General features: G+C 67.5%; 16 protein-coding genes and 1 tRNA gene. 8 read left to right on the plus strand and 9 right to left on the minus strand.

The genetic code is table 11. The features are described 5' to 3' along the window. Window positions 1-72: 72 nt before the first annotated feature. The 6 genes from QFZ26_RS18485 to QFZ26_RS18510 all read left to right on the plus strand — a co-directional run bounded on the left by QFZ26_RS18485 (window position 73) and on the right by QFZ26_RS18510 (window position 6,219). Window positions 73-1,206 (plus strand): hypothetical protein, encoded by a 1,134-nt coding sequence (locus QFZ26_RS18485; protein ID WP_307044744.1) that lies wholly within the window; start codon window positions 73-75, stop codon window positions 1,204-1,206. Continuing rightward, the gene (locus tag QFZ26_RS18490; protein WP_307044746.1) at window positions 1,206-2,021 is read left to right on the plus strand and encodes an oxygenase MpaB family protein; all 816 of its coding nucleotides are present in this window, start codon (window positions 1,206-1,208) and stop codon (window positions 2,019-2,021) included. Before QFZ26_RS18485 ends, QFZ26_RS18490 begins: the two co-directional genes overlap by 1 nt. A gap of 7 nt (window positions 2,022-2,028) precedes the next feature. Next, the gene (locus tag QFZ26_RS18495; RefSeq protein ID WP_307044748.1) at window positions 2,029-2,523 is read left to right on the plus strand and encodes an Lrp/AsnC family transcriptional regulator; all 495 of its coding nucleotides are present in this window, start codon (window positions 2,029-2,031) and stop codon (window positions 2,521-2,523) included. 107 nt (window positions 2,524-2,630) lie between these two features. After that, window positions 2,631-3,764, plus strand: a complete 1,134-nt coding sequence (gene pdhA / locus QFZ26_RS18500; protein WP_307044750.1) for a pyruvate dehydrogenase (acetyl-transferring) E1 component subunit alpha — start codon at window positions 2,631-2,633, stop codon at window positions 3,762-3,764. Next, window positions 3,761-4,786 (plus strand): alpha-ketoacid dehydrogenase subunit beta, encoded by a 1,026-nt coding sequence (locus QFZ26_RS18505; RefSeq protein WP_307044752.1) that lies wholly within the window; start codon window positions 3,761-3,763, stop codon window positions 4,784-4,786. The genes pdhA and QFZ26_RS18505 overlap by 4 nt, the downstream gene beginning before the upstream one ends. After that, window positions 4,783-6,219, plus strand: coding sequence for a dihydrolipoamide acetyltransferase family protein (locus QFZ26_RS18510; protein WP_307044754.1), 1,437 nt, complete (start codon window positions 4,783-4,785; stop codon window positions 6,217-6,219). The genes QFZ26_RS18505 and QFZ26_RS18510 overlap by 4 nt, the downstream gene beginning before the upstream one ends. A 35-nt stretch (window positions 6,220-6,254) precedes the next feature. Here QFZ26_RS18510 and QFZ26_RS18515 read toward each other — a convergent pair whose 3' ends face one another. The 3 genes from QFZ26_RS18515 to QFZ26_RS18525 all read right to left on the minus strand — a co-directional run bounded on the left by QFZ26_RS18515 (window position 6,255) and on the right by QFZ26_RS18525 (window position 7,618). Next, window positions 6,255-6,752, minus strand: a complete 498-nt coding sequence (locus tag QFZ26_RS18515) for a hypothetical protein (RefSeq protein ID WP_307044755.1) — start codon at window positions 6,750-6,752, stop codon at window positions 6,255-6,257. Window positions 6,753-6,868: 116 nt separating this feature from the next. After that, window positions 6,869-7,366 carry a glutathione peroxidase gene (locus tag QFZ26_RS18520; protein ID WP_307044757.1) on the minus strand — a complete coding sequence of 166 codons (498 nt, stop codon included), beginning with the start codon at window positions 7,364-7,366 and terminating at the stop codon, window positions 6,869-6,871. Between the two features lie 51 nt (window positions 7,367-7,417). Beyond that, window positions 7,418-7,618 carry a ferredoxin gene (locus tag QFZ26_RS18525; protein ID WP_307044759.1) on the minus strand — a complete coding sequence of 67 codons (201 nt, stop codon included), beginning with the start codon at window positions 7,616-7,618 and terminating at the stop codon, window positions 7,418-7,420. A gap of 356 nt (window positions 7,619-7,974) precedes the next feature. Between QFZ26_RS18525 and QFZ26_RS18530 the strand changes: the two genes are divergently transcribed. Next, window positions 7,975-8,991 carry a LacI family DNA-binding transcriptional regulator gene (locus QFZ26_RS18530; RefSeq protein WP_307044761.1) on the plus strand — a complete coding sequence of 339 codons (1,017 nt, stop codon included), beginning with the start codon at window positions 7,975-7,977 and terminating at the stop codon, window positions 8,989-8,991. A 129-nt stretch (window positions 8,992-9,120) separates the two neighbouring features. On the opposite strand, the gene QFZ26_RS18535 is transcribed toward QFZ26_RS18530, so the two are convergent. From QFZ26_RS18535 to QFZ26_RS18550, 4 genes are all read right to left on the minus strand, one after another. Then, complete coding sequence (locus tag QFZ26_RS18535) at window positions 9,121-12,228, minus strand: PxKF domain-containing protein (RefSeq protein WP_307044763.1); 3,108 nt, start codon at window positions 12,226-12,228, stop codon at window positions 9,121-9,123. A 481-nt stretch (window positions 12,229-12,709) separates the two neighbouring features. Next, on the minus strand, window positions 12,710-13,840 hold the full coding sequence (locus QFZ26_RS18540) for a low temperature requirement protein A (RefSeq protein ID WP_307044765.1): 1,131 nt from the start codon (window positions 13,838-13,840) through the stop codon (window positions 12,710-12,712). 62 nt (window positions 13,841-13,902) lie between these two features. Next, the gene (locus QFZ26_RS18545) at window positions 13,903-14,730 is read right to left on the minus strand and encodes an SDR family NAD(P)-dependent oxidoreductase (protein ID WP_307044767.1); all 828 of its coding nucleotides are present in this window, start codon (window positions 14,728-14,730) and stop codon (window positions 13,903-13,905) included. Next, window positions 14,727-15,506 (minus strand): SDR family NAD(P)-dependent oxidoreductase, encoded by a 780-nt coding sequence (locus QFZ26_RS18550; RefSeq protein ID WP_307044769.1) that lies wholly within the window; start codon window positions 15,504-15,506, stop codon window positions 14,727-14,729. Before QFZ26_RS18550 ends, QFZ26_RS18545 begins: the two co-directional genes overlap by 4 nt. Before the next feature lie 122 nt (window positions 15,507-15,628). Here QFZ26_RS18550 and QFZ26_RS18555 point away from each other — a divergent pair, with 122 nt between their 5' ends. After that, on the plus strand, window positions 15,629-16,525 hold the full coding sequence (locus QFZ26_RS18555; protein ID WP_307044771.1) for an AraC family transcriptional regulator: 897 nt from the start codon (window positions 15,629-15,631) through the stop codon (window positions 16,523-16,525). 706 nt (window positions 16,526-17,231) lie between these two features. Here the strand turns inward: QFZ26_RS18555 and QFZ26_RS18560 are convergent. Both QFZ26_RS18560 and rsfS read right to left on the minus strand, forming a co-directional pair. Continuing rightward, window positions 17,232-17,307, minus strand: a tRNA-Ala gene (locus QFZ26_RS18560). A 92-nt stretch (window positions 17,308-17,399) separates the two neighbouring features. Then, window positions 17,400-17,774 carry a ribosome silencing factor gene (gene rsfS / locus QFZ26_RS18565; RefSeq protein WP_307044773.1) on the minus strand — a complete coding sequence of 125 codons (375 nt, stop codon included), beginning with the start codon at window positions 17,772-17,774 and terminating at the stop codon, window positions 17,400-17,402. Between the last annotated feature and the right edge of the window lie 29 nt (window positions 17,775-17,803).

Consider the following 17,803-nt stretch of genomic DNA (forward strand, 5'->3'; position numbering starts at 1 on the left):
TTTACGCTGCGTGTCCGAACGGTCGCTGGACGAAGCCATGGGTAGACTCGCGGGGCTCGAGGGGATGGACGCGTGCGAGGCAGATTCAGGGTCGCCGCCGCAGCAGCAGCCGTGCTGGCGGTGATCGCCGCGATGCCCGCCGCCGCCGCGTTCGGCGAGGAATACCCCACGTGGAGCGAGGTCGAGGCCGCCAAGTCCGACGTCGCCGCCCGCGAGACCGAAGCGGCCCGCATCACGGCGTTCGTCGACGGCCTCGAGGCCGAGGCAGGTCGGCTCGGTGATGCCGCCGTCACGGCGGCGGCGGCCTCCGCCGCAGCGGAGACCGCGCATCGAGCGGCTTCCGACCGTGCGGCGACGCTGCGTGCGTCGGCGGATGCCGCGACCGTCGAGGCCGAGGCATCCGCTGCCCGCCTCGGCCGGGTCGGGGCGATGCTCGCGCGATCCGGTGGGGCGGATGTTCCCCTCCGGTTGCTCTTCGGCCCCGAGAACGACGTGGACCTGCTCGAAGGGCTCTCGCGTGCGGCGCAGCTCACCAACGTGTTCGGCGCCATCGCCGATCGCGCCGAGGTCGCCGAAGCCGCCTCAGCATCGCTGAGCGCCCAGGCCGAGGTCGCCGAGTCCGAGCGGGCGCGGCTCGCGCGCGAGGCAGCGGATGCCGCCGACGATGCCCTGACGGCACACGAGGCCGCCGAGGCTCGACTCAGCGAGCAGCGATCGGCGCTCGAGACGCTGTACGCACAATTGGCGAGTCTCAGGGATCGCACGGTCCAACTCGAGCGACTCGCGCGCGTGGGCGACCAGAAGCGGCAGGAGGAGGAGCGGGCCCGCGCTGCTGCTGCGGCCGCTGCGGCAGCGAACGACGTTGGCGACTCGACCGCCCCGCCGCCAGGCGTCGTCGTCGACCCCGCGGGCGCGAAGGCCTACGCCGCCGGCGCGATCGGCCGGTACGGCTGGGGCGGCGGCGAATACCAGTGCCTCGTGCAGCTCTGGACGCGTGAGTCGAGCTGGCGCGCCGACGCGTACAACGCCTCGAGCGGCGCCTACGGCATCCCGCAGTCGCTGCCGGGCAGCAAGATGGCGGTCGCCGGCGCCGACTGGCGCACCAACGCGGCCACCCAGATCGACTGGGGCCTGGCGTACATCTCCGCCCGCTACGGCTCGCCGTGCGGCGCCTGGGCGCACTCCGAGCGGTACAACTGGTATTGATGCGCAGCCACGATGACCATGAACTCTTCCGCCGTCACGCCGCCGAGGGTGTGCTGCTCCTCGGCGGCGGTGCCGCGATCCTCCTGCAGCTCGCCGATCCGCGGGTCGCTCGCGGCGTCGCCCGGCACAGCGGGTTCCGCGATCGGCCGCTCGATCGCCTGATCGGCACACTCGACTACGTCTACGCCGTGGGATTCGGCGATGACGCAGTGGCCCGCGAGGCGGTGCGCACCGTGAACTCGCGTCACGCACCGGTTCGCGGTGCGGGATCCGGAGACGAGCCCGCCTACAGCGCATTCGACGCCGATGCCCAGCGCTGGGTCGCGTCGACACTGCTCTGGGTCGCCCTGAGCCTCGAGGAGCGCCTGTGGGGCCCGCTCGACCCCCGCACCGCCGACGCGATCGTGCGCGGGTACGCGCCGCTCGGCTCCCGCCTGCAGGCGGATGCCTCGGGCTGGCCCGACTCGCGCGCCGAGTTCGACGCGTGGTGGCGTGACCGGCTCACGAGCCTCGAGGTGACCGACGAGGCGCGCGGCGTCGCCCGAGCACTGCTGTCGAGCTCGCCCGCACTCCCGTTCGGCGCGAGCGTCGCGCTCCCCGCCGTGCGGCTCATCACCGCCGCGCTCCTGCCGCCCCAGCTTCGCGAGGCGTACGGGTTCTGGTGGACGCCGCGTGCGGCGCGCGTCGCCCACGCCTGGCTGCGCTCGGTCGCCGTGCTCTGGCCACGGCTGCCCCGAGGCATCCGGCATGCCCCGATGCTCGCATCACTCCGGCGCGCGGAGCGCCGCAGCCGGTACGCTGGGCATGAGCTATGAGGACGACTTGACCCAGCAACCAGGCCACCGCAACGAAGCGCTCGACAGCATCGACCGGCGCATCGTCGCCGAGTTGAGCCGCGACGGTCGCCTCTCGGTCCGCACGCTCGCGGAGCGGGTGCACATCTCGCGCACGGCAGCGCACAACCGGTTGCAGCAATTGCAGCAGCGCGGGGTGATCACGGGGTTCGGCGCCCAGATCGATCGCAAGGCGATCGGCCTCAACATCTCAGCCCTGGTGGTCGTGCGCATCGGCGAGGTCTCGTGGGAGTCGATCGCGGCGAAGCTCGCCACGCTCCCGTTCGTCGAGAAGGTGCAGGCCGTCTCGGGCGACATCGACATCATCCTCACGGTGAGCGCGCCCGACCATGAGCAGTTGAGCCAGGCGATCCTGCGCGACATCCACGACATGCCCGGCGTGGTGTCGACGAGGTCGCACCTGATCCTCGCCGAGTTGGAGGGTCATCCGCCCGCTCAGACCCTGGACATCTGGCGCACCTGAGCCACCCGCGGCGGACGAATGGCAACTGTTCGGCGTTCGCCGTGCCGATCGTTCACGCTTGCTCGCAAGCCCATTCGCGGCCCGCGAGAGTGGCGCACCATGGCTCTATGAGCCTCAATGTCGAGCATGCCGCCGTTCGAACCCTCCCGTCGGAGAAGCCGCTCCGGCTCCTCGACAATGCGGGCCACGCGGTCGGCGGCGCGGCCACCGGGGGGTTCAGCCTCCCCGACGCCGAGACGCTCCTCGACCTGTATCGCAAGATGGTCGTCGCCCGCCGCTTCGACGTGCAGGTGACCGCCCTCACGAAGCAGGGGCGACTCGCCACCTATCCCTCCGCCTACGGCCAGGAGGGCTGCGAGATCGGTGCGGTCGCCGCACTCACGAGCGACGACTGGCTCTTCCCGACCTATCGCGACAGCGTGGCGCTGCTCACCCGTGGCATCGAGCCGGGTGACATCCTGCAGTCGTTCCGCGGCGACTGGCACAACGGCTACGACCAGCACGCCCACCGCACCTCGGCTCAGGCGACGCCGCTCGCGACTCAGGCCCTGCACGCCGTGGGCCTCTCGCACGCCGCCCGGTTGCGCCACGACCCCATCGTCGCCCTCACGTTCCTCGGCGACGGCGCCACGAGCGAGGGCGATGCGCACGAGGCGTTCAACTTCGCCGCGGTCTGGCAGACCCCCACCGTCTTCGTCGTGCAGAACAACCAGTTCGCGATCAGCGTGCCGCTCGCCCGGCAGACCCGGGCGGCCACCCTCGCCGACAAGGCGGTCGGCTACGGCATGCCGGGCTACCACGTCGACGGCAACGACGTCGCGGCCGTGTACGCCGTGACCCGCGCCGCCGTCGATCGCGCCCGTTCGGGCGGCGGACCGACCCTCATCGAGGGCGTCACCTATCGCATCGAGGCCCACACGAACTCCGACGACCCGACCCGCTACCGCCAGGCGCGCGACGTCGAGCACTGGAAGCGCCGCGACCCGATCGAGCGACTCGAGAAGTACCTCGTGTCCGAGGGCGCGCTGACCGAGGCGGTGCGCGCAGAGATCACGGATGCCGCCGAGCAGCTCGCGGCCCGCACGCGCGACGTCATGACGACCGAGGCCGAGCTCGATCCGCTCGAACTGTTCGACCACGTGTACTCGCGCCCCCGCAGCGCCCTGCTCGAGCAGCGCGCGTCCCTCGAAGCCGAGCTCGCCGCCGGCGCCTTCGCCGCGCACGCAGGAGACGCACGATGACCGCGACCGCGACGAGTACGACCCCCGCCGAGGCATCCGCCCCCACGCAGCTCACGATGGGCGGTGCGCTGAACGCCGCGCTCCGCGACGCCATGGCCGCCGACGACCGCGTCATCGTCTACGGCGAAGACGTTGGCCCCCTCGGCGGCGTGTTCCGCGTCACCGACGGGCTGCAGCAGCAGTTCGGCGACGACCGCATCTGGGACTCGCCGCTCGCCGAGTCGGGCATCATCGGCACCGCGGTGGGCATGGCCATGTACGGCATGCGGCCCGTCGTCGAGATGCAGTTCGACGCCTTCAGCTACCCCGCGTTCGAGCAGATGGTGTCGCACGTCGCCAAGATGCGCAACCGCACGAAGGGACGGGTGACGTTGCCGCTCGTCGTGCGCATTCCGTGCGCCGGTGCGATCGGCGGCGTCGAGCACCACTCCGACTCCTCGGAGTCGTACTGGGCCTCCACGCCCGGCCTCACCGTCGTGATGCCCTCGAACCCCGCCGACGCCTACTCGATGCTCCGCGAGGCGATCGACAGCGACGACCCGGTCGTGTTCATGGAGCCGAAGAGCCGCTACTGGTCGAAGGCGCCGCTCGCCCTGCCCGTCACGACCGCCCCGATGGACCGTGCCGAAGTCGTGCGCGAGGGCACCGACGTGACGCTCATCGGCTACGGGCCGACCGTGCGCACCGCGCTTGAGGCGGCCGAGGCGGGCGCAGCCGAGGGGCTCTCGATCGAGGTCATCGACCTGCGGAGCCTCTCGCCGTTCGACGACGCGACCGTCGGGGCATCCGTGCGCAAGACCTCGCGCGCCGCCGTGATCCATGAGGCCGCGCAGTTCGGCGGCTACGGCGCCGAGGTCGCCGCCCGGGTCACCGAACGCAACTTCCACCACCTCGCCGCCCCCGTGCTGCGCATCGCCGGCTTCGACATCCCATATCCGTCGCCGAAGCTCGAGGAGTACCACCTGCCCACTGCCGACCGGGTGCTCGCCGCCCTCGACACCTGGGAATGGGACCTCGCATGAGCCGGTCGTTCATCCTGCCCGACCTCGGCGAGGGCCTCACCGAGGCCGAGATCGTCGCGTGGCTCGTGGCCCCCGGCGACGAGGTCGCCATCGACCAGCCCGTTGTCGAGCTCGAATCCGCGAAGTCGGTCGTGCAGCTGCCGAGCCCGTTCGCGGGTGTCGTCGAAACGCTCGGCGGCGAGGTCGGCCAGGTGCTGCATGCCGGCACCGTGCTGCTGACGCTGGGCGATGCAGGGGGCACGACGCCTGAACCGGTGGGCGAGTCCGACGCCACAGCGCACGCCGGTTCGGGTGCGGTGTCGGCTGCATCGTCGGATGCCGCCCCGGCAGCTTCATCGCCCGAAGAATCCGGTGCCGTGCTGATCGGCTACGGCACCCGCCAGTCGACCGTCACGAAGCGCGCGTCGTCGGCACCCACCCGCTTCGGACGGCGCGGGCCCGCGACGACCCCTGCGTCCGGTGGCGGTTCACGCGGCGGCGGCAGTGGCGGCGCCGGCGGCGCCCGGCTCGAGAGCGGTCGCCGCTCCCCCGTGGTCTCGCCGATCGTGCGTCGCATCGCCCGCGAGCACGGGTTCGACGCGAGCCAGCTGCTCGGCTCCGGTCCCGACCACCTCGTCACGCGGCACGACGTCGAGGCCTACATCTCCGAGCACGGAGAGCAGCCGGCCGCGGCATCCGTCGACCTGCGGGCGCCGAGCACGCCTGAAACAGCGCGACCCGCGCCGGCCATCGCCCACCCCGAAGGCGATCGCCGGGTGCCGCTCGACCGGATGGCACGGGCCGCCGCAGCGCACTTCTCGCGCTCGCGGCGCGAGATTCCCGAGGCCACGGTCTGGATGGACGTCGACGCCACGCAACTGCTCGCCGCTCGTGCCCAGCTCTTCGAGGCCACCGGCGAACGCTTCGGGCTCACCGCGCTGCTCGCACGCTTCGTCGTCGCGGGCCTGGCCCGCCACCCCGCACTCAACGCGAGCTTCGATGCCGAGCGCGAGGAGCTCGTGTACCACTCGGCCGTGAACCTCGGGTTCGCGGCGCAGACGCCGCGCGGCCTGCTCGTTCCCGTGGTTCACGGCGCCGACCGGATGTCGCTGCGCGCCCTGCGCGACGCGATCGCCGCACGCACCGAAGCGGCCGCGACCGGTGCGTTCCCGCCCGCCGCCCTCACGGGCGGCACGTTCACCGTCAACAACTACGGCACCCTCGGCGTCGACGGCTCGGCGGCGATCATCAACCATCCAGAGGCGGCCATGCTCGGCATCGGCCGGCTCATCGAGCGGCCGTGGGTCGTCGACGGGCAGCTCGCCGTGCGCACCGTCACCGAGCTCACGATCTCATTCGATCACCGCGTGTGCGATGGCGCCGAGGCCGCTGCGTTCCTGACCTTCGTGGCGCGATGCATCGAGCGGCCGATCTCAGTGCTCGCCGAGCTCTAGCCCGAATGCTCGGCGAGCTCTCGCCGGCCGAGAGATCAGAAGAACTCGTCGGGCGTGCCCGCTGCGCGCTCGACGTCGCGCGTGTCCTGGCCTGCCGCCTTGAGCTTCGCCACTGCCACCCTGAGGCCCGACTCCATCTGCGCGGCCCACGCGTCGGACTCGCGGGCGCTCGCCTCAGCGGCGCGAGCTCGCGCGTCGGCGGCGTCGGCGGAATCCCGCGCATCCTTCACCTGGCGCAATGCGAGCGAGATGCCGTAGTACGCAGCGACCATCGTGGCGATCGGTGCCGCGATGATGGCGAGCGCGCTGATGGCAGGACCGGTCGGGCTGAACGCGATGAGCAACGCGAACGCGAGGAACAGCGCGACGATCGCCGCGAGCACCACGAGCATGAACCGGAGATCGTGACCCCACAGCGGCTGTGCGTCGGAGGCCGGCTCGGCGACCCCATGCTGTGGGCTCACGGTCGGCGCCGACGCAGCACTCGCGCCCGCCGGGTCATCGATGATCGGACGAGTGTAGGCGTCTGACATCCGTTTCTCACGCTCCCCTGCATTCGGATAGGTCCCCGCCAATTCTGGGCCGCGTGACACCGACGGTCAAGGAAGCGCGCCGCGCCGGCTCGACGACTGTGGTCGGCGACCGTGACTCAGGCGGCGGCCGCGAGCTCGAGGCCGCGCTCGATCGCGGCGATCACCGACGGGTCGTCGGGCAGCGTTTCGGGGCGGAAGCGCTGCACCTCGCCGTTCGGCTGCACGACGAACTTCTCGAAGTTCCACTTCACCCGGCCCGCCCTGCCGCGGCGGTCGGTCACCTTCGTCAGCTCCACGTAGAGCGGATGCCGGTGGCGACCGTTGACCTTGACCTTCTCCATGAGCGGGAAGGTGACGCCGTACGTCATCGAGCAGAACGCCTTGATGTCGTCGCCATCGCCGGGCTCCTGCCCCGCGAACTGGTTGCACGGGAAGCCCAACACCGTGAACCCGCGCGGCCCGTACTCGCGCTGGAGCGCCTCGAGCTGCTCGTACTGCGGCGTGAGCCCGCACCGCGAGGCGACGTTGACGATCAGGACGACCTGGTCGGCGTATTCGGCGAGCGAGGCGGCATCGCCATCGATCGTCGTGAAGGGGATGTCTCTGATGTCCACCCCTCGAGCCTAGGTCTCGCCGATGCAGGGTGCGACCGGGAGGTGGCATGACTAGCTACCGCTGCTGTCGTCGTCCTTCTCGATATGGATCGTCGCTGATGGGCACAGGTCTTCGGCTTCCCGCACCATGGCCCACTCCGACTGCGGTGGGTTCTCGTCGAGAACGCTGACGAAGCCGTCATTCTCGTCAAGGTTCGCGAACACGCTCGGGACCGTGCGACTGCAGTTGCACTTCGGGATCGCCACGAGCACCGCACAGCACGTGTTCCACCGCAGGATGCTCCGGCGCCTCTATCTGCACCGTCGTTGCGGTGCGGGAGGGTCACGCCCAGCAACCTCTTCGATGCAACACCGCTGTGGTGGCGGAGAGTTGCGGAGCTTCTTGACGGTCGTCTGGCGACCAGCCTGTGATCTCCCCGATGCGACCGTGTCGCTGACGCCTTGAGCACGGAGTCGACCGCACGCCTCACCTGCGCCCGCCGCCCATGCCGCCCCTGCCACCGACATCGACTCCAACGGGGAGACGCGGAGTTCACCCCCTTCCTACAGCTTGCGAGGACTTTGGGAATGTCCTACAGTCGAAGCGGTTCGCTGGGAGGTGACGCGGCGTGGTTACCATCGGCGATGTAGCTGCTGCAGCTGGCGTTTCGCGGAGCACAGCGTCGTACGCTCTGTCAGGCAAGCGGACGATCTCACCCGAAGTCCGCGCCAAGGTTGCTGAAGCTGTCCGCGACCTCAACTACACCCCGAATGCCGGCGCACGTGCTCTCGCAACAGCCCGGACGAGCGTCATCGCACTGCTGGGCCGATTCCTCGCTGATGAGTTCGCGCCAGCGATGCTGCAGTACATCCTCGGAGTGACGAACCGTGCGCGTGAACTGGGATACGACACCCTTCTGGTGTCGGAGGATGACGGCGTGGCCGCCCTTCAGCGGATTTCTTCTTCGCGCATGGTCGACGGCTTCGTGCTCTTGAACGTCGCCGAGAATGACGACAGGCTGCCGGTTCTGCGCAACGCCCCGCAGCCGGGCGCCCTCCTGGGTCTTCCCGGGGATCCGGACGGAATCGATGTCTTTGACCTCGATTTCCCGGCCGCCGGGGCCCTGATGGTGGAAACCATGCACACCCACGGACATCGCGAGTTGATCCTCGTCTCGCAGCCTCTGCATGTGATCGAACGCGGCGGCGCATACGTCTGGCGGCTGGCCGATAGTGCGCGAGAGCGCGCCGCCGAATTGGGTGTGACGCTGCATAGCTACTTCGGTGCCGCCAGCCAGCCGGAAGTCGGGCGTGATCTGAACAGATTCCTGGACGCCCACCCGTCGGCAACAGGTTTGCTTTTGAACAATGAGGCCGCCGCCGCCGCGCTTCCGAACGTGCTCGCGTCACGGGGGTTGAAGTGCCCGGAGGACATTTCCGTGGTCGGCCGCTATTCCGACGACTTCGCGCGGATGTTCTCGCTGCCTTACTCCGCCGTGGACAGCGCCGCCGATGAGTTGGGCCGACGCGCCGTGGAAGCGCTCGTGCAGCGCATCGAACAACGTCACTCGACGTCACCCGTGCACATCGAGCTGATTCGCCCCATGATCCAAGATCGGGGAAGCCTTGCGGCTCCACCCAAGTAGCCGACGGGGCTCGCCGACCCGGACTTGATGGGCCACCCCGCGGTGGCCCATCAAGTCATTCGTCAACTACCAGCGCGGATGTGAGGCGCACGGCCGGTCCAGGCCGCACACCTCACATCCGACGCCGCACTACTTGTTGAATGCGAACAGTGCGGTATGCGTCGTCCCGTCGTTGAGTTGCAACACGAAGGTGGCGCACTTTCCGGCCCAGGACTTTTCCGTCTTCCACACGTAGACGTACTGGTCGGCAGCTGCGTCATACTTGAGGCCGCTGGCGCCCGCCGTCACCGTCTGCTCGATCTCGTCGACCGCCGCCGAGGACGAGCACGTTCCGAACTGAACGATGGGTGAGCCCGCCGCCAGCACGTCGGTACCCTGATCGCCATTCAGTGTGAACTTGATCGGAACTGCGCCTCCCGCCTTGACCGAGTTGACGACGTCTCCCATATCAACAGGTTCCGCGAAGCCCTCCCAGTCGTAGATGACCGCATAGTCACAGCTCACTTCTGCGGAGGGATTGCCCGCGACATCTGTCGCCGTGCCGGCCGGCACCGTGACTGTCCTCGCGCCCACAGTCGACGTGTCGAGCCCGATTGAGCCCTCACCGGCGGTGGCGAGTCCGGAACCATTCGCCTCGTCGGTCGCGCTCCACGTCGCGGTGGCTGTGGAGCCGAGCACCACGGCCTCGGGCGGGCACGTAACGCTCACCACTGGGGCCGTGATGTCCACGCGAGTCAGCTTCCAGAAGCGGTCTGCCGTCTGGGCGTCTGTTGCCGTGCTGCTGGTGGATCCGCCGGTGCCGACAACGATCGTTCCGTTTCGGTTGTTACCCGACGAATCCTGCAGGGCATTTCCCCCAGCTTCATCGAACTTGTATTGAGCGACATTGCCCGCCGCGGCCTGGCCGCCGGCCAACGCGGCCACTTCTGTGGCCGACAGGGCCCGGTTGTAGATCGCGAAGTCATCAATCGCTCCGTCGTATGCCGGGTCGTTGTACTGGGACTTCCCGAGATAGTTGCGGGTCGTGTTGCCCAGAGCCGACGGCTTCAGCGTCATGTTGCTGTTCGTCGCGACCACGCTGCCATTGAGATACATGGTGCCCTGCGTGCCTGAGACGGTCACGACGACGTTCGACCACTGGTTCAACGGGAAGTTCTGCCCGCCATACGTCAGTCGCTGCTCTGCGCCGGCACCGCTATTGGTGATGGCGAATCTCGGCCCCGCGCCACCGGCGTTCATCGTGAGGAACATGTTGACGGTCTGGCCGGTGCCGAAGTCGAACACGCGTGACCAGTTCGTCAGCGCGGCTGGCTTGATCCATGTCGAGATCGACCAGTCGCCGTTCAGGTTGCTCACGATCCCGCTCGGCAGCGAGCCGTACGAAGACGTCTTGCAGAAGTCCAGCGCTGACCCGATCTTGCCCGGCTGGCGAGGGCCGTTGGGCTGACAGTTGGACGTCGGCGAACCGTCGGTCCACTGGACGACCGCCGCGCCGTCGTTCTTGCTCAGGCTCATGACTCCGAGGGTCTTTCCCGTCGCATAGTTGGCCAGACGTACGCTGCCCTTGCCGTCGGGGACGAGCTGCCACAGCTGCTCCTCTGCATTGCTCTCATCCGCAATCACTGCCGGCGCGCCATTCGAAGTGGCGGCGTCAGCGATCGCGAGCACGCGACCGCTTGGAGTGTGGACGACCTTGTACAGACCCTGCCCAGCGGCAACGACCTTCCACACCTGGCCCGACGTTGCAGTCGGATCGGCCTGGACGACGGGGTTTCCGTTCGCCGTGGCACCCCCAAGAGTGGCGAGCTGGAGCGCGGAGTTGACGTTGGTCAGGGAGTAGGTCCCCGACAGATCCGTCGGATCCCCTGCCGGCGTCACGACGACCTGATAGCCGTACATCGGGTTCATCACGATCGGCACGGAGATAGAGCCGTCCGCCGAGATCTCGTACGTGGTGTTGGAGATGTTGATCGGACCATCCGTTTTCACCGTGCGACCATACGAGGCCGTGAAGTCGAGCTGCACGTTCACCTTGGAGCCGAGCGACAGCTTGTCGAGTCCATTGATCTTCACCGAGGTCGGTCCGGTGTTTCCGCCGGTGATGATTCTTACTTCATCCCCGGCGTCACTGACGGATGCGGCCCCATCCAGCGGGCTCTCATTCGACGGCGGTGTCGTGGTAACCATCTGGCCGCTCATTTGCGCGTACCAGGTGTACAGCCAATATGCCCCGTTGGGGTCACCGTTGCGCCCGGTGAGAAGGTCGCCGAGGGCGCCCGACTGGTTCCAGAACGGAAGCTCGGCTCGGGTGATTCCGTAGCGCTCCAGCTTCGCGATATAGCCCACCAGCGGACCGGAGAGGCCGACTTCCGCGGGGGCGGCGTACTCGGTTATGTCGATCGGCGGCTCTGGGATGTTCAGGTCAGACAGAATCTTGCGGACATTCTCTACGTCGCCCTTGATCTTCGACGAGCGGATCAGCTCGTGCCATTCCAGGACATCCGGGAGAGTGTTCGTCGCCTTCGCGTGCTCGTAGAACGCGCGCATGCTCGTGATGTTGTCGGAGTAGGCCGGTCCCTGGATAGGCATCGTCGGGTCGAGGGTGCGCACCAGCCGGTACGTGTCCGTCCACATGTCGAAGAACGATCCGTTAACCGTCTGCCACGTGATGTCGGGTTCGTTCCAAATGGCATAAGCCACGATGTTCGTCTTGCCGGCAGCCTTGGTGTCATTGACCATCTTCTCGACGGCGGGGAGCCATTCGGCCTTGTTGTAGCGGTACGGCCACCCCGGAAGATAATCGACGAGCCTGATCACCACCCCGGCGCCCGCAGCTTTGGCTGTGTCAGCGACAGAGAGCGCGTCGCCCGTGGGCTGCTGTGTGCCACCTTCCGGCTTCTGCACGAAGGTGTGCGGCTTGATCGGGAGGATCTTATCCAGGGTCGGCACGTTCGCGCTGGCCAGCCCATAGAGCGACCCGCTCGCCATATGGGTCACCGGACGGAACGGCTGATCGGCCTGAACGACGAGCGTGCTTGCCGGACCAGGTGCAGCGTCGGCGGGGCCAGCCACCGCTATAAGGCCGCCAGCGGCAACGATGGCGGTCGTCGTCAGCGTCGCGACAGCTCGTCGACCCCGGGACCTCAGCCCGAGGGAGGAGTGCTGCTCGCCGTCACGGGCTTCGGCGCGCCATATCGGCCGCCCGAACGTAAAAATACTCATCTGCTTCGTCTCCATTGATCGAGCCGTTCTCGGTCGAACCTGATGTAGTCCGATCCGAACGCTTGTCGAACCGGTTCGACGCATTAAAGCATCGAACCGGTTCGCCGCACAAGAGGTCCGGCTCCACGACTGCGCGAATCGGAGTCGCCCAGGCGTACGGACCTGCGCGCGCGACGCACAAATTTCGGCGGTGACGACCGCCGACATCGCGATGTTCACTTCGGCGGCGTCATGTCGCTGCCAAGAGGTCATCGGCTCGCCGTCGGACCACATATCAGAGACTCCCGGCCGGACTTGGTTCGACGTCGACGCTCCCAAGGGCAGCCAGCCATCGCGCTGGCTCACTCTCATCGGCACCCGGGTGCTGCAGTGGTGGGACCAGACAGCAGCCACTCCCCACTGAGGCAAGCGGCCCCGTCTGCCGGCACACGAGCGACTCGTCCGCTCAGCGAGAGAGCTCTTCGCTGTGCTCACCAACCGCTGATGGCCGCCGCGCCTAGTCTTCGCGAATCGGAGCCACGCTGGTTGGTGGTTTCCGCTCCGCGATGAACAGCGCGGTGAGGATGCCCACCACGCTCGCAAGCGCGGCCAGAGGGGAAAGCATGCCAATCCCAGGTGTCAGGACGACGAAGATGGTCGCGATCGCGAGCCGCACAACACTCCACCGGCCGAGCAGCCGCCGCGCGAAGGCTGCGGTTCCTGCGAGATAGCAGGCAACTCCACCGCTGAGCGCGGCTGCACCAAAGAGCCCGAGGGCGTCGGTCGACTCGACGTGAGCCATTGCGACCTCGAGGCCGAGCGCCGCCAGCACGATCCCGCTGACCAACGCCAGATGGAGATAGGTGTATGCACCAGTCGCCGCTCGCCCGCGACCGCCGGCGGGGATTGCCTTGAGAGCGCGCTCGGCGTCACCGGCGAGGCGGCTGAAGTAGCCCCACCACAGGCCGATGCAGATCAGCATCGACAGGACCACCCCCAGAAGGATTCCGAGACTGATCGGTTCAGCTGCGGCGCCGGCGCCGATGGCGAGAATGGACTCGCCTAGCGCGAGAATCACGATCAGCCCGTGTCGCTCCGTGAAGTGAGCGGTGGAGCGCACTGGCCAGGCGATGCCGACGCTGGTTCGGTAGGAGACGATCGGCTCGATCGCGACCGCCGCGATGGTGCACCAGATCTGCCACGGGGCACCTAGCACGGCGCCGGAGACGAGAAGCGCGCCGGAGGGAATGATGGAGAGTCCGACGGTGACCAGGGTGCGTCGACGTAGTTCGCGCTCGGTGAGCCATACGAAGACAATCGCGTGGGTGACCCGAGCGACCAAGTAGGCACCGACGAACACCATGGGTGCGAACAGGCCGCCAGGCAGGTCATCGTAGGCCTCGAGCACCACGAGACCGGCTACGAACATCGCCGTCATCCCAATGATCATCGCAACGCCCACAACCCCTTGGTCGGCGTGCGCAATGTTGGTGAGCCAGCCGTAGGAGGTCCAGGCCCACCACAGCAACGCGAGGATGACGAGCGCCTGGACGATACCAAGAGCATCGTGCTGCTGGGCCATCAGCCGACTCAGCTGGGTGAAAGCGAAGACGAAGGCCAGGTCGAAGAAGAGCTCAAGGGTAGTCACCCGGTCGCCTTCACGGCTGCTCACCGCTCGACGAGCCCGCGGCTCCCCGCTGCTGCGGCGCTTCACGGCGTGCGCGATGGTGAGCCGGCGAATGGGGCGAGGCGCTCCCAGAACAGCGCGACTAGGCGAGCGCGGTTATCCGGGTCGAGGCCATCCGCGCTGGGGCTGACCACCCGATCGTTCTCGAGGTAGGAGCCTGAGGCAAGCGGGACCACGCTCGCGTTCAGCACCCGGTCTGCGCCATGGGCGGGCGGCCCGCCGATCTTCCCTATCATCGCGGCACTGAGCGGCGTGTTATTGAGTCCGGGACAGAGAGCGACAACCGTGAGGGACGAGGATGCCTCCTCCTCGGCAAGCAGCGAGGACCACGTCAACATCGCGAGTTTGGCGCGGGCGTAGGCCATGACCGGTGAATACTCACGCTGCAAGTCGATGTCATCGAAGTCGAAGTGCTCGACACGGTGGGCCGATGATCCGACGTTGACGATCCGAGCACCCTCGGCGAGCGTCGGAACCAGAAGGCGGGTGAGCAGCGCCGGCGCCAGCGCGTTGACCTGCAGGGTGCGCTCGAACCCATCGGGGGTGACGATCCGCTCCGGCGAGCCGGGGACGCCTGCGTCGTTGATGAGCAGATCGATCGGGGTCGCCAGCGACTTGACTCGCTGCACGGCAGCGACGACCTCGGATAGCTGCGTGAAGTCCGCCGCGATGTAGTGAACCTCAGCGCTGCCCACTCGCCGGAGTCCATCGATCACGCTAGCGGCATCCTGATCCGATTCGACGCCAAGCGCGATCAGCGTCGTTGCCCTGCCGACAAGACGGAGGGCCGTCGCCTCACCGATTCCGCTGGTTGCGCCGGTAAGGACGACTGTCCCGTATCGGACGCTCACAGCGCGTATCCTCCGGCTGCCTGGATGTCCTGGCCGGTGATCCACGCGGAGTCGTCGGAGACGAGGAAGGCAATGACCTTTCCGACATCTGCAGGTTCGCCGATCCGCCCGAATGCGGTCTTGGCCGCGATACCGTCGATCACCTGCGGGAATCGCTCGAAGGCGTTGTCGGCCAGGCGGGTACGGGTCGGGCCGGGGGCGATCGAGTTGACGCGGATCGAGCGGCTGCTGAGTTCTTTGGCAAGGAAGCGGGTGGCTGTGACCAGGCCGGCCTTCATCGCCGCGTAGCCGGAGTAGCCCGGTTCCGTGTCTCCGGGGCGCACGGCGCTGCTGGAGGTGTTGACGATCGAGCCGCCGGTCTCGATCAAGGGCAGGAGCGCCTGAGTGAGGAAGTACGGTCCGCGGAGAAGCACTCGGTAGTAGGCGTCGAAGGCCTCCTCCGTCATCTCCTCGAAGCCCATGCCGCCGCCGAAGCCAGCATTGTTCACCAAGGCATGGATTCGGCCTTTGTTCCACTCGCTTTTCAGCACGCCGGTGAGAGCGTCCGTGAAGTCCGGGAAGGTGTCAGTGCGGCCGATATCGAGCGGGAGTGCGACGGCGGTGCCACCGTTCTCCAGGATGTCCGCGACGGTCCTTTCAGCGCCCTCGGGGCGTGCGTTGTAGGTGGCGATGACGCCCATGCCGCGCGCGGCGATCTCGATGGCGGCGCCGCGTCCGATGCCGGAGCTCGCTCCGGTAATGACGACGATCTTCTGGTCAGCTGTCTGTTCGCTCATGCATCAAGACAATCGTCACAGCAACATGGGGAGGTAGGGGAATCCAAGCGACTCCTTGCACAATCCCGCCAACGTCGCCAGAAATCGGTGCCTTCGTCGAAGGATGCTGTTTCACTCTCTGTATGTCCTTCGATGAGTTCCGCGCCTTGGTCGCACGACACGCCCCTAGCGGTATCAGTTCGACGGCGATCCCCGGAGTCCTCGTTTCACGGATGAATGACGGTGGCTCGCAGGACGAGTCGACCACGGGCACGGTCCTGGCGGTCGTCGCGCAGGGCACCAAGCGGCTCTCCGTGGGCGGAACGATTCACGACTACGGGGTCGGCCAATACTTGGTCGCTTCCGTGGACCTCCCGGTGTCCGGTCACTTCATCGACGCCACCCCGGACCATCCCGCGTTGGGGTTCGGTCTCGAACTGCGTCCGGAGGTCATTGCGGAGATGATGCTCACTGCCGCTGCGGCAGAGTTCAATCGGCCCGCCCGCGGGGAATCTTCCCCGCCTGCGATCGCGGTCGGCGCGACCTCGGCGCGACTACTCGACGCCACCCTCCGAATGCTCAGGTTGCTCGATCACCCGCGCGACATCCCGATTCTCGCTCCGATGATCGAACGGGAGATCCTCTGGCTGATCATGTCCGATGAGCAGGGCGCCACCGTGCGCCAGCTCGGCCTAGCCGACAGCAGCCTCAGCCGGGTCCGCCACGTCGTCCGCTGGATGCGCGAACACTTCGCCGAATCTCTCCGCGTCGACGACCTCGCAGAGCTCGCCCGGATGAGTCCCTCAGCGTTCCACCGAGCGTTCCATGCGGTGACGTCGATGAGCCCAATCCAGTATCAGAAGAGCATCCGATTGCAGGAGGCACGACTGCGACTCCTCGCCAAGCCCGGCGACATCGGCGCAACCGCCTATGCGGTCGGTTACGAGAGCCCCTCGCAGTTCAGTCGGGAGTACAGGCGTGAGTTCGGCGCTTCGCCCAGCGAAGACGCCGCCTCCCTCCGCGCGTCGGCGCGGCCATAGCCCTTCCCATGGATGGAAGCGCCACGGCCGGGCCGTGACCCGCCCTCGGTCATTGACCGTCGCGCTCGATCTGCTTGCCCGTGGCGCGCCCCGGTTCGCGGCGACCGCCCGCCGGACGCCGATGCTGCGATCGCGCGAAAGCATGTCGAGCACGTCGCGAGGAGCCCGCTCGTTCATGGCGACGTCTTCTCGCACCCGCGTGAGCCGGTCTTCGGCGAGTTGCCGTGGGACCGTTCCAGGTGCTGCGGTGTTCCGCATGGCAAGACTCATTCAGTGAAGGGCACATGCAAGCTGATCGCGGACCAGCGCCACGTTCACTCCGACTGCTTCGCGGTCAGTGAGTAGTTTCGCAAGACGCTTCGGCCACAACACGTGATGTCGCGCGTCGTGAACGCGCCGCCGACCAGTGGCCAGTCCGCGTCAATGAAGCAGAGAGCACCAGAAACGGGTACATCATCGCCAAGGATGCCTCGAACGACGCCGAGCTGTCTCAGCATCCCGTGGACGAGTTTCGTGGAGTCCCGTCCGCCGACGACGAGCTTTTCGATTCCTTATGAGTGCGGCACAGATCCTGTTTGTTCGCTGTCTGACGTGATCCGTTGTGGATCGTCGCGAACCTGGGGCGATCTTCAAGAAGGCCCCAAAGGCCCCGCGGGCTCAACTTAACGAAAAGAACTCCTGAGAACTTCGCGTTCATCAGGGGTTTTGGTGGATCTGAGGGGACTCGAACCCCTGACCCCCTGCATGCCATGCAGGTGCGCTACCAGCTGCGCCACAGACCCGTACGCCCTGTTCCGGGCAACGAATTGAGCTTACACCAGCCTCCGCCTGCGAAAGAAATCGAGGGGCCCTCGCAGAGCGGATGCTCCGCCGGTCAGCTCTTCGCGGCGAGGAGCGGCGCCACCGGCAGCGCCGGGCAGTCGGCCCAGAGCCGCTCGAGTCCGTAGTAGAGGCGCTCTTCACGGTGGAACACGTGCACCACGAGGTCGCCGAAATCGAGGAGGATCCACCGGCCGGTGTGGTGTCCCTCACGGCGACGAGTCGGCGTGCCCGCCTTGCCGAGCACCGACTCGATCTCGTCGGCGATCGCGATGACATTGCGCTCGGAGTTGCCGGTGACGAGGAGGAAGACATCGGCGAAGGGCAGGGGCACGGAAACGTCGAGGGCGACGAGATCTTCGCCGCCCTTGGAATCGGCCGCCCTCGCGGCAAGCGCGAGGGAGTCGAGTGCCTGGTCGGATGCGGTCATGCGCTCACTTCCGGATATTGGGATCGGTG

Source organism: Agromyces ramosus, from assembly GCF_030817175.1.
In the GTDB taxonomy this organism is placed as follows: domain Bacteria; phylum Actinomycetota; class Actinomycetes; order Actinomycetales; family Microbacteriaceae; genus Agromyces; species Agromyces ramosus_A.

Bases quoted from the DNA above. Each gene is read 5' to 3' on its own strand.
- QFZ26_RS18510 (WP_307044754.1), top strand. From the start codon at position 4,783: ATGAGCCGGTCGTTCATCCTGCCCGACCTCGGCGAGGGCCTCACCGAG.
- QFZ26_RS18550 (WP_307044769.1), bottom strand. From the start codon at position 15,506: ATGAGCGAACAGACAGCTGACCAGAAGATCGTCGTCATTACCGGAGCG.
- QFZ26_RS18535 (WP_307044763.1), bottom strand. From the start codon at position 12,228: ATGGAGACGAAGCAGATGAGTATTTTTACGTTCGGGCGGCCGATATGG.
- QFZ26_RS18490 (WP_307044746.1), top strand. From the start codon at position 1,206: ATGCGCAGCCACGATGACCATGAACTCTTCCGCCGTCACGCCGCCGAG.
- QFZ26_RS18515 (WP_307044755.1), bottom strand. From the start codon at position 6,752: ATGTCAGACGCCTACACTCGTCCGATCATCGATGACCCGGCGGGCGCG.
- rsfS (WP_307044773.1), bottom strand. From the start codon at position 17,774: ATGACCGCATCCGACCAGGCACTCGACTCCCTCGCGCTTGCCGCGAGG.
- pdhA (WP_307044750.1), top strand. From the start codon at position 2,631: ATGAGCCTCAATGTCGAGCATGCCGCCGTTCGAACCCTCCCGTCGGAG.
- QFZ26_RS18505 (WP_307044752.1), top strand. From the start codon at position 3,761: ATGACCGCGACCGCGACGAGTACGACCCCCGCCGAGGCATCCGCCCCC.
- QFZ26_RS18555 (WP_307044771.1), top strand. From the start codon at position 15,629: ATGTCCTTCGATGAGTTCCGCGCCTTGGTCGCACGACACGCCCCTAGC.